Consider the following 16,108-nt stretch of genomic DNA (forward strand, 5'->3'; position numbering starts at 1 on the left):
TTACTGCTCCTTGGTTTCTTCACGTAATAAAAGTTGCTGTTCGATTGCAGCCAATGACGATAAGGTTTTTTGCATTTCAGCGTTTAATGCTTGCTGTTGTTTTTTTGCATTTATTTGCATTAATACCTGCTGTTTTTGCAGCCATAAATAGTGCTTTATATCATCTGGCCAATAGTACGCCTGATCTAGCTTAAGTAATTGACTCATAACAGTATCAGGGTCGCGACTAAGGTTGACGCATGCGGTATTAAAAAATGCCTTAAGTGCTTGCTCACCTAAGTAAGTTTTATTGTCAGGCGTTAATTTGAAGCCACCACACTGATGGGCATGCCATGCAATAACTTGCGCTGCCGGCGGATACATAAGATCTAGTTTTGGCCGAGGCTTTGGATTGGGCTGATTGCTTTTATTATCGGGCTGAGTTTGAGCTATTAACTCAGGTTTAGCTGTTCTTTGAGTGTTGGTTAATTCACACCCAGATAAAAAAACGAGACTGCTGGTTAGCCATAAAATAGCCATTAAACGCGCAGACATATTATTTAACTCCTTTATTTTTATAGGGGATGACAATGTTAAATCGACAGCCTTGCGGCTCATTATGCTCAATAGTTAACTTACCCTGTAACTGTTCAACCGACTCTTTAACTATGGTAAGGCCTAATCCACTGCCTTGCAGACTAATCTCTTTACTGTGTTTACCTTGATAAAAAGCGCCAAAAACGTGTTCTTTTTCATGCTCTTCAATACCGCAGCCCTCATCAGCGACCTGTATAATTAAGCTATTACTTTCTAAACTTAAGCTAATCGACACTGCCTGACTTGACTGGGAAAACTTTAAACCATTAGAGATTAACTGAATTAAAATCATTTCAATTAATTCTCGCGGTAAATTAAGTGCAACTGTCGGTAAGCGATTGTGCCAAATAAGCGACTGCTCTCGTGCATTTAACCTATGTTCAAAATGATTATTTACCTTTTTTATGAGCTGGTTAAATTCCACTTCACTCACATTATCTTTACTGGTTCGGATCGCGTTATAACTTAATAAACTGTCTATCATAGTGCGTAATCGCACCATAGATTGACTAATTAACCCAAGCACTGCTTTTTGCTCATTATTAATCGGCCCAACAATTTCATCGGCTAATAATTCAGTCCCCTCCACCATAGAGGCCAAGGGTGTTTTTAGTTCGTGAGTAACATGGCGTAAAAACGTATCTTTTTGCTGCTCTAGCATATGCAATTGCGCTTGCACCCACTGCAATTTGTTACCTAGCTCAATGAGTTCAGCTGATCCCTGCACCGATATTTTTTGCTGCCAATCTCCTTGGCCTAATTTATCAATAACGGAGGTTAAACCTTTTAAACGGCCACTTATCCGCCATAAAAACCCGCCGCCAACAAGTAATGTTAAAGGCGTAAGTGCTACTAACCAGTTTATAAAGGAGGCTTGTAAATTTGTCAGTTTAATTTGGTTTTGAGTGATTTTGGCTTCATTGGATTCGCGCAGCCACATTGTTAGATCTGCCAGTATTTCACTAATTGGCACGAATAACTCTGCTTGCTGACGAGCTTCAACCACTAGTTTGGTATGCGCTGCTTTTAGCGTATCTGTTAACCGTTGCCATTGTTGAGTATTTTTTTGGCTGCTAGAAAGCTGTTTAAGCTCATTTATATTGTCCAGCGATGATTGCCATTTATCCACGATAAGCTCATCGAGTGAATCGCTTTTTAATACCCAGTTTTGCCTTGTTGCCCTTTCTAAACTGTTGAGCTCTTGCTTAAGTGCATTAAATGACTTGGTTACTTGGTAGTTATTACTAACAATTTGCTGCGTGACCGCTAATTGTTTATTTAATACATTTAAAAATACAATAACCACAATAGACAAAGGCAAGAGTGACAACAGCATGCTCATTACAAACTGGCCAATCAAATTAGGACGCCAATTTACCAATGCTTTATATTTTTCAGCCATGATTGCAGGCATACACTAATCCTTTACTACTTTTAAGCGCTCTATTATTAAGCGCTTAACTTATACACTCGCTGAACCAAATACATTTTTGAGAGTAAAATCGTTGCAATGTCGCTCAATTGCGACAAGTTAAACATTTGATTTAAAAACAGTAAAAAAACCTAACTGAGAAAATGTTGCACAATACACACAACCGTCGGTAAATATTACCCATTAAAAACACAGAATAAATTTAACCATATGATTTTTAATGAAAATAAAAACTGGCACCATAATTGTAATACGCTTATAAATATTAATTTTTAAAGGCCAAGGAATGATTAGGGTCTGTTGACCTTTCAAGGTTATTTAAAATCTACTGCCTTAATAGCGTTATGTTTCACAAGTAGTCATTTATTTGCGCTTGATGTGAACACAGCATTTTACAGCTTAGATAAGGACAGCAACGGCACATTAAGTGAAGCGGAAGCTGGCGAAGATGCATTACTGCATGAGAATTTTGCACAAATAGATAAAAATGAAGACGGACAATTATCGTTCGATGAATTTAAACAGTTTGTAAAATAAAGGAGTATATTTATGAAACAATTGATTGGTGCTTTTTCACTGCTATTTTTAGCTATTAGTGCAACGGCATTGGCATCGTCGTTAAACGTACGTTTTATGCATTTAGATAAAAATATGGACGGCCAAATATCGCTCACAGAAGCAAAACAAGATAAACAGTTACTCAAGCAGTTTACTGATTTAGACAAAGACAATAACGAGATGATTTCTAAAAAAGAGTTCGAAAACTTTAAACCTTAAGTTTAGATTCAAGTTAAGTTTTATATTATAGAGTTAAAAGCATTTGCCATAATCCCTGAGGGAGTGTGTAAACGGATTTAATGTTGGGAGTTAAATTATGGCAAGTGCTTTCTTTCATTACTGCCAGCAATTAAAATATACCTTGGAACGCCAATTATGAGAGTACTGCTTCCTTTTATTGGTGCTTTACTTTTTATCAGCCAAAGTGCATTCGCACTTGATGTAAAGCAACGCTTTGAGCATTTAGATACAAATAATGACGGGTATTTAACCCATAGCGAGCTTGCTGCTCAGCCTCAGCTATTAAACTCATTCTCAAATTGGGATGAAAATCAAGATAACAGAATTTCTTTAACTGAGTTTAAAAACTACCTAACCAATAACCTGTACTGAGTATTTAGATGAAACCTATCCACTATATTATTTTACTAACACTCACTGTTTTTAGCTGTATGAGTTTTGCGACAAGCAGCTATATTGACGAAAAGTTTGAAAAACTTGACCGCAATCAGGATGGCTTTTTGACTCGCTCTGAAACCGCCAGTGATCCTGCTTTGTGGTCACGGTTTAGAAGTTACGACCGTGATAAAGACGCACAATTGTCATTAAGCGAATACAGTTTGTACGCCAGTAAATAAAGAAAATATATTATAAAGTGCGTTTATATACTTTTCCTTTTACCAAAGATGTTTTTTCGGTGGGGGGCAGTTTTTCAAATATTTTTTACTAACATCTTTAGACTCAAGCATAAAATCCATTCTAATGTGCGTAAGAGTGGGTTGTTTATTTTTATTATTTTCAGCTGGAACCCATTTCCATAAATTGAGGGATTGTGCGGCTGCTTTATCAAATAGCTTTTGAGGGTATGAAGAAAGTATTTTATAGCCTTGCGCCTTTCCTTCCTGATTAATCATAGTTACGAGCTCAACACACCCCGCAAGCCCATTTTTAGCAGCCTCAATGGGGTATAAAGGCTCCACTCTTTTAAAAATATTCCAGTAATCCTTTCCCGAATCACGATGTTCTGCGCTTGATAAATCAATGTAGTCTATTTTTTCAATAGCCTCATTCTCAGGTGATGTTGCACTACATGCGCAGAGAAGTAATGTTAAAGGAATTGTGAGGTAAAGTGGTTTCATAGCGTTTCCTTATGCTTGAAAGTTAAGTTTAATTTTTTAAATGATTACTATTTAACCTACTATAGGTACGCTATTACATCCATAAAAAATCGCTATATTGGTATTCTAAATTTGAGTTTGCTACTGTGATAGTACAAATAATAACAACATGCCTCTTATGCAACTGAAAAAACTAATAAAACCGATATTGCTAGTAAGCCTTTGCGGCTTATCTAGCGTGGCAATAGCACAAACTAAAGTCATTTATAATGCCAATGGCTACTCACCTTTGTATAAAGGAAAAATGCGCCATGGCGAAGTAAATACGTTTACAACCTTAGTCATAAAAGATGGCAAAGTAGTTAAAACCGGTCCAGACAACTTAAAAAATAGCTTTCCCGGCGCAACCCTAATTGACGCAGAAGGTAAAACTTTACTCCCAGGGCTCATTGATGCGCATGGACATGTCATCGGACTGGGTAATAACTTGTCGCAACTTGATGTGCGCGGTGCTAAGTCGGTAGATGAAATAACCGCTAAGCTCAGCGAATTTGCTAAAGATAAAGAAGGTTGGATCATTGGTCGGGGCTGGAATCAAGAACTATGGTCAAACACCCGCTTTCCTACAGCCGCTGATTTAGACAAAGTCGTTAACGATCGCCCTGTTATTTTATCGCGAGTAGATAGCCACGCTATTTGGGTTAATTCAAAAGCATTAGAACTTGCCAATATTAACGCTGATACATTATCGCCTACGGGTGGAGAAATTATAAAAGATGAGTTTGGTAAACCCACCGGTATTTTTATTGATAAAGCAGAAACCTTGGTTACCCAGCATATGCCTGCAACGTCTGCACAATCGGTCAGTAATGCATTAGATGCCGCAGGTAAACACTTACTAAGCCTAGGCATTACCTCAACTCATGATGCAGGTATTGATAAAACCACTTGGCAAGTTTATAAACAACGCGCCGAGCTAGGTACGTTGCCGCTTAGAATTGTAGCGATGTTAAGTGCAGCAAGCCCAGATTTAAACATGATGCTTAAAGCGGGTCGCTATCAAGATGCACACGACTTTTTATCTATTCGCAGTGTGAAAATTTATGCCGATGGCGCATTAGGGTCTCGCGGTGCTGCGCTTATCGATGAATACGCTGATAGAGCCAACCACTTTGGCCTGATGCTTGAAACCCAAGAAAAATTAGAGCAATTATTTACACTCACCTTTAAAAACGGTTTTAGCGCAAATACCCACGCCATTGGCGATAGAGCCAATAAAATTGTGCTCGATGCCTATCAAAATGTATTTAAGCAAACCGGTGGCATACTGCTGCGTAACCGCATGGAACATGCGCAAATAGTTTCTCCCGCAGACATTCCACGCTTTAAAACCCTGAAAATAATCCCATCAATGCAACCGGTGCACGCCACATCAGACATGCATATGGCAGAGCAACGCTTAACTGATAAACAACTTCAAGGCGCTTATGCTTGGCAAACGTTCTTGGATCAGGGATCGACTATTGCAGCCGGTTCTGATTATCCCGTAGAGTTGGCGAACCCGTTTGATGGTTTATATTCAGCTATCACCCGCATGGATCATAATCAACTGCCTGAAAACGGTTGGCGTGCCAGTGAAGTATTAAGCAGAGAAGATGCATTACGTGCATTTACCCTTGGCGGCGCGTATGCAGCGCATCAAGAGTTTAAAGTAGGTAGTTTAGAGCAAGGTAAGTGGGCTGACTTTATTCTGGTTGATCAAGACTATTTTAAAGTGCCTATTGAGCAGCTTTACAAAACTCAGGTACTACAAACGTGGATAGCGGGTAAGTTACGTTACCAAAAAGACACCGCGAAGGCTGAGTAAAAAAACATAAAAAAGGTGAAAATTTACTAAAGTAATCAAAAGTTGTGTCGATAAAATAAGAACTTATAGTATTTATTATGTTTCAGGATGAACACATGTTTTCAAAAAAAATACCTCTAGTTTTATCGGCACTTTTCACCATATCACTTTCAGCATGTTCTACACACCCAATTTACAACGGTCATTCAGGTCATGACAATGTTAGCAATAATCACTCTTATAACAATCGGTATGCCAGAAATTACCAACCTCGAGTTAATAATTGGCAATTCCCTGAAAATAACTTTCGCCCTGTTAATAGTAGTAAGTTATTAAGTGATTACACTGAACAGCTAGCCATGAAGTTAATTCAAAATATGAATTATGTTAACAGTCGAACTCCTATCGCGGTTACCTCGTTTGTAAATTTAGATGACAACCTTCAAACAACTAATATTTTTGGTAACCACCTAGCTGAAAGTTTTATAAGCGAAATGCAAGAATTTGGTTTATCTATCGTTGACTACAAACACACTGGAGATGTTCATGTCACACCTTTAGGAGACTTTTCATTTAGTCGTAATGGTAAAGAAATTAAAGGTTACCCACATATCGACTACACTTTAACGGGAACTCTAACATACACTAACAAAGGCGTTATTGTGAATGCTCGTATAATAGGAGCTAAATCTAAGATAGTTGTATCAACAGCCAAAGGATTTATCCCTAGCTTTATTGTTGAGTCTTTATATCCAACTCGAAGAGTTGATGGAATTATATTAGACGAAATTCAATAAAACAAAAAAGGGTTAACTTAAAAGTTAACCCTTTTTTGTATCAGCTTTAGACTGACGATATAACTTAATAATGTGATAAATATTGACCAGAGCTAATAAGCCATTAGTAAATGCCACCGGTACAGAACCGATTGCTGCACCGTAAAAAGTAAACGCAATACAGCCCAATAAATTAAACCAACGTAGTTTGGTTACATCGGTCATGGTCAAGGATATAACTAATAAGGCGGATGCTAAATAACCTAAATATTCCCAACTCAATTGTTCTCTCCTAGGCTTTAGGTTAATATTACTAGCTAAACTTTAGTACATTATTAAAATATGCTGCACAGCAGTTTAAATAAAAAAGCTAACTTACCAATAAAACCTTAAAATATGCTGGTTTTACCCACAATTTTTTAATCATTACACGGTAGAATGAAGGCCATTTAACGCCATTAAATAAATAACAACGTGGGCAAGTTAGCGTAAATTCTTAATCTTAATGCTATCGTCATTAAGGTGTAATAAATAGGACAATTGTCCGAAGAGCATGATTGATGTTTCAATACCATTTTTCCAGTTACCTTGTTGAACAGCTGCTGACATTTGCCGGCAGTAGTTATCAGCAATCAAAAAAAGAAATATTAATACAGCAAGACCAACCACTCACTAAGTTGGTATTGGTGCGAAGTGGTACTGTATCGTTTAGTTATGATGTGGGGAATGGCCGACGCCTGCTTCTTGGTCAGCTCGACTGTAACAACACCTTAATTGGTGAAATTGAAGCACTGAATAATAACCCGTGCATTTACACGGTAACCTGCTTCAGTGATGTAACGTATAATCTTATTGAGCTAAAGCATTGGCGCTCATTATTGCTCGATAAACCAGAACTGAGTCTTTACACAGCGCAAACCATTGCCGCTAAGTTCCAAGAAAATCAAAAGATTAACTTAGATAAACTGTTACTTCCCTTAAGCTACAACATTGCTAAAGACTGCTTATTACGTGCGGAGAATAACAACCCCACTTTATTGCGTGCTTATCCTACGGTAAATGCAGAAGCAGAGCGCTTTGCAACCACTGAACGTGCATACCGACGGGTAGTGAGTGAGTTAGTAGAAAAAAACCTAGTGCAACGAAGCACTCAAGGGCTGCAAGCTGTCGATATTCCTAAACTCAGTGACTATGTAGATAGCTTTGCACAGCTTTAAAGACAATAAAAAAGGCCATTAAGGCCTTTTTTATTGAGCAAAATCACGTTTATTTTTCAAGTAAAATATCGTGGATTTTAGCTAAATCAGATTTACCTTCAATAATTTCATCCGGCGTTAACCCTGATAATTCATGCGGGAATACTAACCATTCTTCAGATTCATGAATGAAGTAATCAGGCACTGTATCAACTTTTGAATTTTTTGGCTTGTAGTATGGACAAGCAATACGAATATCACGTGGTAAGTTTAAACGCATTAGCTCAGAAAGCTTCTCTTTTAACGCTACAATGCTACGACCTGAGTCAAACACATCATCCACAATTAACAATGAATCACCCGCATTCGCGTTTTCAACAATGTAGTGTAAACCATGTACTTTGATTTCTTTTGATTGCTTGCCAATACCGTAATAAGACGACGTACGCACCGCAATATGATCGGTTTCTATACCTTTGTAATCATAATATTCTTGAACTGCAATCCCAATTGGAGCACCACCGCGCCATATACCAATAATAAAATCTGGACGAAAGCCATCTTTATACACTTGTGCCGCTACGCGGAATGAATCTTCAAGTAATTGTTGAGCCGTGATATAGCACTTTTCTGACATAGTAAGGATCCCAGTGGTATGTATAATATTTGAGCGAGGTTTAAATGAAATAGATGCCCAAACACGTATTGGCGAAGGATTTTACCGTAAATAAAACAAAATTGCTTGTATGGCGGATAAAAAAATAGGCACCTTAAGGTACCTATTTTTTAACTAATTGCTTAATCTGAATTGATTAGGCCTTTTCAAGCAAGGTGCGCGCGACTGTACGCATACCTTGGGTAGTTGCACCTGAAGCCCACTGACTAGTGCCACCACCCATATTAAATGCAGCAGCTAAATCAATGTGTACCCAACCTTTGCCATCGTTTGGCACAAAGCGAGATAAGAAACCTGCTGCATTTGAAGCACCACCATAACCACCGCCTTTTTGTGCACGGCTGTTTGCTGTATCTGCATACGGTGATGGACAGTTTTGTTGATGCCACTTTTCAAGCGGTAATGGCCAAGCGGCTTCCATTTCTTGTGATGCAAAGTCTTCTACTTCACGCACTAGCTCTTTATCAAGGGCAAATAACGCGTTGTATTCTTGACCAACGGCAACAAGGGCTGCGCCAGTTAATGTTGCTGCGTCAATAATAAGTGGTGCACCTGTCTCACCTGCCGCCATTAGGCCATCAGCTAATACTAAACGACCTTCAGCATCCGTGTTTACAATTTCAACGCTTGTGCCATTTTTGTAGGTAAGAATGTCACCTAGTTTGTATGCATGACCGGAAATTAAGTTCTCAGCACAACATAAAAACAGCTTAATACGCTTTTCTACACCACGGTTAATCGCCAATGCTAAACCTGCGGTAACTGTTGCCGCTCCGCCCATGTCGCATTTCATGCCTAACATGCCTTCGCTAGACTTAATTGAGTAACCACCTGAGTCAAACGTAATACCTTTACCTACAAGTGCAGCGCTTACTGGTGCGTTATCATCGCCAGTTGGATTGTAATCAAGCTCAAGTAACACTGGTGGGCGTTCACTACCACGACCTACAGCATGAATACCAATCCATTGCTGCTCTAATAGCGCATCGCCTTTTATTATTTGGTAGCTAACATGTTCTGGTGCCAGTGATTGAATAAATTCAGCCGCTTTTTCTGCTAGGCTCTCTGGGTAAATGTCATCGGCGGTGCCGTTAACCATTTCACGTGCCCACGTTGCTGAAGCTTTTAAATCAGCAAGTTCTTTTAAATCAGATTGTGCATTATCAACAAACTCAACACCGTGCAGTACTTTTGGTGATACAAAGCCTTGATAAAAGGCCCATTGGCTCTCTGTACACCAAACATCGCCTTCAAGCACAACACTTTTAATACCTTGGCTTGCAATAGTACGACCTGCTTTTTGCACGTTTTTTAATGTTTCTTGCTCAGATAAATGAACCGTTGCGCCGTGTTCGTTAAAAGATAGTGACGCATTTTCGCCCCAGTGTCCTGGTGCCGATTGCTCGCTTAATTGAACAACAAATTTTTCACTCATGTTAGAATATCCTTGCACTTAAATGTATGGTTGAGTTTACTATAGCGCGCTTAAGTTCCCAACTGCTTGCGGTAAATAACCTCAAATAGTCCGTAAAGTCTTATTTTACTTAACCTGAACCCTGGTTATATAAGGAAGTCATTAATGAAGTACACCCCGCCATTACAATCTGCTACGTTATTAAAACGTTACAAACGCTTTTTAGCTGATTTAGAGCTCAGTGATGGCAGCACTTTTACCGCTCACTGTGCTAATACGGGGAAAATGACGGGCTGTGCTGACTCTGGTTTTAATGCCTTTTATTCCACCAACAGTAACACCAAACGAAAGTACCCACAGTCTTTAGAGCTGACGCAAAATAACTTATCACAGCTTATTTGTGTAAATACAGCCGTTGCCAATAAAGTAGTAGAAGAGGCGATTAATGCTGAAGTGATTAAAGAGCTGACAGGCTATCAGCAAGTTCGAAGTGAAGTAAAATATGGCAGTGAAAACAGCCGCATCGACTTTTTACTTACCCACAGCAGTAAAGCCAATTGCTATGTTGAAGTTAAATCAGTCACGCTCCTAAGTGAAGAGCATCCACAAAGCGGCCAAGGTTACTTCCCTGACGCGCAAACAGTTCGTGGGCAAAAGCATATTCGTGAATTAATCGAAATGGTAAAACAAGGGCATCGTGCGGTATTACTATTTGCGGTGCTACATCAAGGGATCACACAAGTGAGTGCGGCGGCGCATATAGATTCAACCTATGCACAATTACTAAGCGAAGCGATTGAGCAAGGCGTAGAAGTATTAGCTTATAAAGCCCATATTTCTGCCAGTGAGGTAACTTTAGTTGAGAAAGTGGCGTTTGTTGAGTGAAAAGCGCGCATTTAAGCGTTGGTATTTCGCCACGCCCAAAAAATACTTAACCAAAAAGTAAAAATAAGTTGTTTTTATTGTTATTGCCCATATAACTACGCCAGTTTATAAACCAATACTGTGATAACAAAGTATAAGGAGTGCTTTTACTACTTTTATATCACCAAACAGGGTTAAGCTAATTCGATTATTTAAAAATAAATTTGCCTAGGGTATGAGTTTCTGTTATTTATACCGCCGGCTAATGCTGAGGCATTAAATTAAGGATTTAGGAGAGAGTTATGCCAGACCAAAAAAGACATGGTTTATTGGCTCAAGCCGGTTTAGAACCATACCAAGAAAAACCGGGTGAAGAGTACATGAATGATGCACAACGTGCTCATTTTAAAACAATTTTAGAAACTTGGCGTAATGATTTACGTAACGAAGTTGATCGTACAAAATCACACATGCAAGACGAAGCAGCTAACTTTCCTGATCCCGTTGACCGCGCAGCACAAGAAGAAGAGTTCTCATTAGAGCTTCGTACTCGTGACCGCGAACGTAAGTTGATTAAGAAAATTGAAAAAACAATTATATTAATTAAAGAAGACGAATTTGGCTTTTGTGAGTCTTGTGGCATTGAAATTGGCATTCGCCGCTTAGAAGCGCGCCCTACTGCTGATTTATGTGTAGACTGTAAAACACTTGCTGAAATCAAAGAAAAGCAATCTGGACGCGGCTAATTAAGTATAGCCATGTCTTCTACAGCCGTTACTGCGCAAGTACCTAACTATCGCGGCCGATTTGCACCGTCCCCTTCCGGACCGTTACATTTTGGCTCACTTGTGGCGGCTGTAGGTAGCTACCTAGATGCAAAAGCAAACCAAGGAAAATGGTTAGTTCGCATCGAAGACATAGACACCACTCGCGTTGTAAAAGGCGCCGCCACCGATATCCTAAATACCTTAGACGCCTACAACCTCAATTGGGATGAAAACGTTGTGTACCAAACACAGCGTCTTACTATCTACCAAGATGCCGTGCACTCTTTATCACAGCAACAGCTTGTGTATGCCTGCCAATGCTCCCGTAAGCAAATAAAAGCCCTCGGCGGCATTTATCAAGGGCAGTGTAAACACAGTCAACTAAATGAACAGGGGCATGCCCTGCGCTTAAGCCAATGTCATGCAACTGTTGATTATAACGACCTTATTCAAGGGCATATTGACGTTGACCCTGCCCTCGCTCATGAAGATTACATTATAAAACGCAGCGACGGTTTATTTGCCTATCAACTGGTGGTGGTTATTGATGACATTGAGCAAGGGATTAATCGTATTGTACGAGGCGCTGATTTAATTGAGCCGACTGCGCGTCAAATCAGTTTATTTAAACAACTTAATTGCCCTATTCCAGAATTTGCTCATTTACCTTTAGCGGTAGCAAAACCAGGATTTAAACTCTCTAAGCAAAATTATGCCCCTGCAATTTGCAAACAAAATCCAAAACCTACTTTAATAGCTGTATTTAAATTTTTAGGCCTGCCAATACATGAGCAATTAATGGATTTAACCTGCGAACAATTACTCGCTTGGGGCGTGGCACATTTTAATCTAAGCCTTGTTCCTGCTAAGCGCGAAATACAGATTTAACCTCCCATTACGTATTACGTGTAATTAATTCAAATAAAATCGTTAAAAATGGCTTAATTTCAGTGCTGCAACTTAATTTTTTTACCTTGCTGGTATATGATAGCCGCCTAAATATATGCTAATTACATTAAACGGTAAAAATAACGCTTTAAGCGAATACTTGCTGTGATTTTGATTGCAATGGCGAGCAAATCAACCGCTTCTCTAGGAGACAGACTATTATTTCCAAGCTTTTTCAATTTTGTCGACAAATTATCGGCCCAAGTGCCAATAACGAAAATGTCGCAATCAGCAGTGAGCCGTTAGTGATCCCTAGAGGTGAGCATGGTATTTCTCGCAAACAATTTAGCCCAAATGCAATCAAAGTACTCTACCGCCTAAAAGATGGTGGCTATGATGCTTACTTAGTTGGTGGTTGCATTCGCGATGTATTGTTAGGTCAACAACCTAAAGATTTTGATGTTGTAACCAATGCCACCCCTGAGCAAGTAAAAAAACTGTTTCGTAACTGTCGCTTAATTGGTCGCCGCTTTCGTTTAGCGCACATTGTTTTTGGCCGTGAGATTATTGAAGTGGCAACAATGCGCGGCCATCACGAAGCACAAGAAGATAAAAATCAAATTAGCCAGTCAAGTGAGCACGGGCAACTTCTTCGCGATAACGTATTTGGCAGTATTGAAGAAGATGCAGAACGTCGTGATTTTTCAATCAACGCTTTGTACTACTCAATTAATGATTTTTGTGTTTACGATTACGCAAATGGCTTAGCCGCAATCAAAGCAAAAAAAATTGAGTTAATTGGCGATCCTGAAACACGCTACCGTGAAGATCCGGTACGTATGCTTCGCGCAGTGCGCTTTGCTACCAAGTTAGATATGCAAATAGCACCAGCAAGCGAAAAACCGATTACCGAATTAGCGAGCTTGCTTGATAATATTCCGCCAGCGCGTTTATTTGAAGAAATACTCAAGCTATTTTTAAACGGCAAAGCACAGCAAAACTTTATCATGCTGCGTCAGTACGGTTTATTTAAGTCGTTATTTCCTGAGCTAGACCGTATTTTAGATAAAAAACCAGGCGGACTTGAAGAAACCTTCATAAAGCAAATGTTTGCAAACACCGACATACGTATTAATGCAGATAAAAAAGTCACTCCTGCATTTGTATTTGCAGCGTTACTGTGGTTCCCGCTAATTGAACGTACTGAAAAAATCAGACGCCAAGAGCAACTATCTGAATATGATGCATTTGCTCAGGCAATTAATAAAGTACTGAGTGAGAATGCCCAACACATTGCCGTGCCAAAACGCTTTACGTTAGGTGCTCGTGATATTTGGCATATTCAACAGCGCTTAGATAAACGTGCTGGCCAACGTGCCTACCGCTTAACACAGCAGCCACGCTTTAAAGCCGCTTATGACTTTTTACTATTGCGTGTTGATGCTGGTGAAACTGAGCATACAGAGCTGGCACAGTGGTGGACACAGTACTTAGACCAAGATATTAATGGCCAAAAAGAAATGGTGCGAGAACTTGGTCATCAAGGTGGCCCAAAGCCACGTAAGCGACCTCGTCGTCGTACTACTAAAAAGCCAGCTGAGTAAATAATGCAACGTGTCTACTTGGGGTTAGGTGCAAACCTTAACAGCCCTAAAAAACAACTTGATAACGCTGTTATTGCACTTAAAAGCTTGCCAAACAGCGAATTTATAGCCTGTTCGCATTATTATGCGAGCAAGCCTATGGGACCACAAGATCAACCCGATTATGTGAATGCAGTCGCCTGTATCAACACTTCACTTGAGCCAGAGCAACTACTCGATTTAACCCAAGCCATAGAGCTGGAACATGGTCGAGTTAGAAAGGCTGAGCGCTGGGGCGCACGCACACTGGATATTGATATTTTATTATTTGGTGAACACATTTTAAATACCAAACGTTTAACCGTACCTCATTACGGGTTAACTGAGCGAGAATTTGTTGTTTACCCATTGCAAGAAATTGCACCGGAACTGATTTTACCTAGCGGCGCATCTATCCAACAGATAGCAAATACCTTACCGCTTAACGACTTACAACAATTACCACGGTAATTAATTAAGGCCATTGTCTGCGAGAATATTATGTCTAAAATAACCGTTTCAACTTTGAATAAAATGAAGGCTGAAAGTAATAAAATCACTGCTTTAACAGCTTACGATGCTAGTTTTGCTAAGTTATTTCATGATAACGGCGTTGATGTTGTTTTAGTTGGTGATTCTTTGGGTATGGTATTACAAGGTGGCGATGATACCTTAGCGGTTACAAACCAAGAAATTGCCTACCATACTCGCTGTGTGCGCGCAGGAAGCCGTGATTTATTTGTTATTGCTGATTTACCATTTATGACCTACGCAAACCCAAATGATGCGTGTAAAAATGCTGCAGAGCTGATGCGCGCGGGTGCTAATATGGTCAAACTTGAAGGCGGTGAATGGCTGCATGACAGCATTAAATCACTCACCCAACAAGGTATTCCAGTGTGTGGCCATTTGGGGCTTACACCGCAATCTGTGCATGTATTCGGTGGTTTTAAAATCCAAGGCCGTGAAGAAGCGCAAGCGCAAAAAATTATTGCCGATGCAAAAGCATTAGAAGCCGCAGGTGCTCAACTACTGGTGCTTGAATGTATTCCAAGTGCCTTAGCAAAACGCGTTACTGAGTCATTGAGCATTCCTACAATCGGGATTGGCGCCGGTAATGTAACCGATGGCCAAATTTTGGTTATGCACGATTTAGTGGGTATTTCTGCAGGTTACATTCCTAAATTTTCAAAAAACTTTTTACTCGAAACAGGCAATATGCCTGCTGCGGTTAAAAAGTATTGTAACGATGTCAAAAGCGGCGTATTCCCAAGCGCTGAACACGAGTTTAAATAATGCAGTCAATCACTGAAATTAAATCATTACGCAGTCAAATTAGAGCATGGCGCCAAGCCGGTTTAAGCGTCGCATTTGTACCTACTATGGGCAATTTGCATCGTGGTCATTTTTCACTGGTAGAAAAAGCAAAAACACTGGCCGATAAAGTCGTCGTGAGTATTTTTGTTAACCCAATGCAATTTGGCGCTAACGAAGATTTAGACAGTTACCCGCGCACCTTGGATGCAGATAAACAAGGTTTAGCCGATCTTGAAACAGATATTTTGTTTATTCCCAGTGTAGAAACTATTTACCCTAATGGGTTAGGTGCACAAAGCTTTGTTGATGTACCCGGTATTTCAATGGGGTATTGTGGCGGTTCACGCCCAGGTCACTTTAAAGGCGTAGCGACTGTTGTTACTAAGCTATTTAATTTAGTACAGCCTGATTACGCTTGTTTTGGTGAAAAAGATTTTCAGCAGCTACAAGTGGTTAAAACCATGGCCACTGATTTATCAATACCAGTAGAAATTATTGGCGTACCTACCATGCGTGAAGTTAGCGGCCTCGCTATGAGCTCGCGTAATGGGTATTTATCAGCTGATGAAAAACACACCGCTCCCACTTTATTTAACACCTTAAAACACTGTGCTCAGCAACTTAAAAGCGGTAATAAAGACTTTGCCACACTTGAAAATGAAGCGAAGAGTGCATTAGAAAACGCAGGTCTAAAACCAGATTATTTTTCGATAGCTCAACGAGATACATTAAAAGCTGCTACACTCGAAGATACACGATTTGTAATTTTAGCTGCCGCCTTTTTAGGTAGTGTTAGATTAATCGACAACCTACAAGTTGAAGTTTAATCTTGGTAGCTA

General features: G+C 39.7%; 20 protein-coding genes. 14 read left to right on the top strand and 6 right to left on the bottom strand.

Annotation, left to right across the window (positions count from 1 at the left end; genetic code table 11):
* Together AC27JR_RS03370 and AC27JR_RS03375 are read right to left on the bottom strand one after the other, a co-directional pair.
* Entirely contained in the window at nt 1–534 is a 534-nt protein-coding gene (locus AC27JR_RS03370; protein ID WP_487172785.1) for a hypothetical protein, read from the bottom strand.
* Between the two features lies 1 nt (nt 535).
* Entirely contained in the window at nt 536–1,990 is a 1,455-nt protein-coding gene (locus tag AC27JR_RS03375; RefSeq protein WP_487172786.1) for a HAMP domain-containing sensor histidine kinase, read from the bottom strand.
* Nucleotides 1,991–2,308: 318 nt separating this feature from the next.
* Here AC27JR_RS03375 and AC27JR_RS03380 point away from each other — a divergent pair, with 318 nt between their 5' ends.
* From AC27JR_RS03380 to AC27JR_RS03395, 4 genes are all read left to right on the top strand, one after another.
* Nucleotides 2,309–2,545, top strand: a complete 237-nt coding sequence (locus tag AC27JR_RS03380; RefSeq protein WP_487172787.1) for an EF-hand domain-containing protein — start codon at nt 2,309–2,311, stop codon at nt 2,543–2,545.
* Nucleotides 2,546–2,557: 12 nt separating this feature from the next.
* Nucleotides 2,558–2,785 carry an EF-hand domain-containing protein gene (locus AC27JR_RS03385; RefSeq protein ID WP_008111149.1) on the top strand — a complete coding sequence of 76 codons (228 nt, stop codon included), beginning with the start codon at nt 2,558–2,560 and terminating at the stop codon, nt 2,783–2,785.
* A 156-nt stretch (nt 2,786–2,941) separates the two neighbouring features.
* Nucleotides 2,942–3,178: an EF-hand domain-containing protein gene (locus AC27JR_RS03390; protein WP_487172788.1), complete on the top strand. Its 237-nt coding sequence runs from the start codon at nt 2,942–2,944 to the stop codon at nt 3,176–3,178.
* 8 nt (nt 3,179–3,186) lie between these two features.
* On the top strand, nt 3,187–3,423 hold the full coding sequence (locus AC27JR_RS03395) for an EF-hand domain-containing protein (protein WP_487172789.1): 237 nt from the start codon (nt 3,187–3,189) through the stop codon (nt 3,421–3,423).
* 39 nt (nt 3,424–3,462) lie between these two features.
* Here the strand turns inward: AC27JR_RS03395 and AC27JR_RS03400 are convergent, their stop codons facing one another.
* The gene (locus AC27JR_RS03400) at nt 3,463–3,924 is read right to left on the bottom strand and encodes an energy transducer TonB (RefSeq protein WP_487172790.1); all 462 of its coding nucleotides are present in this window, start codon (nt 3,922–3,924) and stop codon (nt 3,463–3,465) included.
* Nucleotides 3,925–4,081: 157 nt separating this feature from the next.
* Here AC27JR_RS03400 and AC27JR_RS03405 point away from each other — a divergent pair, with 157 nt between their 5' ends.
* The gene (locus AC27JR_RS03405; RefSeq protein ID WP_487172791.1) at nt 4,082–5,770 is read left to right on the top strand and encodes an amidohydrolase; all 1,689 of its coding nucleotides are present in this window, start codon (nt 4,082–4,084) and stop codon (nt 5,768–5,770) included.
* Nucleotides 5,771–5,865: 95 nt separating this feature from the next.
* The gene (locus AC27JR_RS03410; protein ID WP_487172792.1) at nt 5,866–6,546 is read left to right on the top strand and encodes a FlgO family outer membrane protein; all 681 of its coding nucleotides are present in this window, start codon (nt 5,866–5,868) and stop codon (nt 6,544–6,546) included.
* A 24-nt stretch (nt 6,547–6,570) separates the two neighbouring features.
* Here the strand turns inward: AC27JR_RS03410 and AC27JR_RS03415 are convergent, their stop codons facing one another.
* Nucleotides 6,571–6,807, bottom strand: coding sequence for a YgjV family protein (locus tag AC27JR_RS03415; RefSeq protein ID WP_076918372.1), 237 nt, complete (start codon nt 6,805–6,807; stop codon nt 6,571–6,573).
* A 278-nt stretch (nt 6,808–7,085) separates the two neighbouring features.
* Between AC27JR_RS03415 and AC27JR_RS03420 the strand changes: the two genes are divergently transcribed.
* On the top strand, nt 7,086–7,742 hold the full coding sequence (locus AC27JR_RS03420) for a Crp/Fnr family transcriptional regulator (RefSeq protein WP_008111159.1): 657 nt from the start codon (nt 7,086–7,088) through the stop codon (nt 7,740–7,742).
* Nucleotides 7,743–7,791: 49 nt separating this feature from the next.
* On the opposite strand, the gene AC27JR_RS03425 is transcribed toward AC27JR_RS03420, so the two are convergent.
* Both AC27JR_RS03425 and pepB read right to left on the bottom strand, forming a co-directional pair.
* Nucleotides 7,792–8,358, bottom strand: a complete 567-nt coding sequence (locus tag AC27JR_RS03425) for a phosphoribosyltransferase (RefSeq protein WP_487172793.1) — start codon at nt 8,356–8,358, stop codon at nt 7,792–7,794.
* A 175-nt stretch (nt 8,359–8,533) separates the two neighbouring features.
* Nucleotides 8,534–9,832: an aminopeptidase PepB gene (gene pepB, locus AC27JR_RS03430; protein ID WP_487172794.1), complete on the bottom strand. Its 1,299-nt coding sequence runs from the start codon at nt 9,830–9,832 to the stop codon at nt 8,534–8,536.
* Between the two features lie 144 nt (nt 9,833–9,976).
* Between pepB and sfsA the strand changes: the two genes are divergently transcribed.
* The 7 genes from sfsA (at nt 9,977) to panC (ending at nt 16,096) form a co-directional block, all read left to right on the top strand.
* Nucleotides 9,977–10,696, top strand: coding sequence for a DNA/RNA nuclease SfsA (gene sfsA, locus AC27JR_RS03435; protein ID WP_487172795.1), 720 nt, complete (start codon nt 9,977–9,979; stop codon nt 10,694–10,696).
* 281 nt (nt 10,697–10,977) lie between these two features.
* Entirely contained in the window at nt 10,978–11,421 is a 444-nt protein-coding gene (gene dksA / locus AC27JR_RS03440) for an RNA polymerase-binding protein DksA (protein ID WP_008111170.1), read from the top strand.
* A 12-nt stretch (nt 11,422–11,433) separates the two neighbouring features.
* A complete protein-coding gene (gluQRS, locus tag AC27JR_RS03445; RefSeq protein ID WP_076918375.1) occupies nt 11,434–12,330 on the top strand; it encodes a tRNA glutamyl-Q(34) synthetase GluQRS in 897 nt (298 codons plus the stop codon).
* A 305-nt stretch (nt 12,331–12,635) separates the two neighbouring features.
* A complete protein-coding gene (pcnB, locus tag AC27JR_RS03450; RefSeq protein ID WP_487172796.1) occupies nt 12,636–13,934 on the top strand; it encodes a polynucleotide adenylyltransferase PcnB in 1,299 nt (432 codons plus the stop codon).
* Nucleotides 13,935–13,937: 3 nt separating this feature from the next.
* A complete protein-coding gene (gene folK / locus AC27JR_RS03455; RefSeq protein ID WP_487172797.1) occupies nt 13,938–14,423 on the top strand; it encodes a 2-amino-4-hydroxy-6-hydroxymethyldihydropteridine diphosphokinase in 486 nt (161 codons plus the stop codon).
* A gap of 30 nt (nt 14,424–14,453) precedes the next feature.
* A complete protein-coding gene (gene panB / locus AC27JR_RS03460; protein WP_008111181.1) occupies nt 14,454–15,248 on the top strand; it encodes a 3-methyl-2-oxobutanoate hydroxymethyltransferase in 795 nt (264 codons plus the stop codon).
* Nucleotides 15,248–16,096 (top strand): pantoate--beta-alanine ligase, encoded by an 849-nt coding sequence (panC, locus tag AC27JR_RS03465; protein WP_487172798.1) that lies wholly within the window; start codon nt 15,248–15,250, stop codon nt 16,094–16,096. The genes panB and panC overlap by 1 nt, the downstream gene beginning before the upstream one ends.
* Nucleotides 16,097–16,108: the final 12 nt, after the last annotated feature.

Source organism: Pseudoalteromonas sp. NH0006-26, assembly GCF_057552415.1.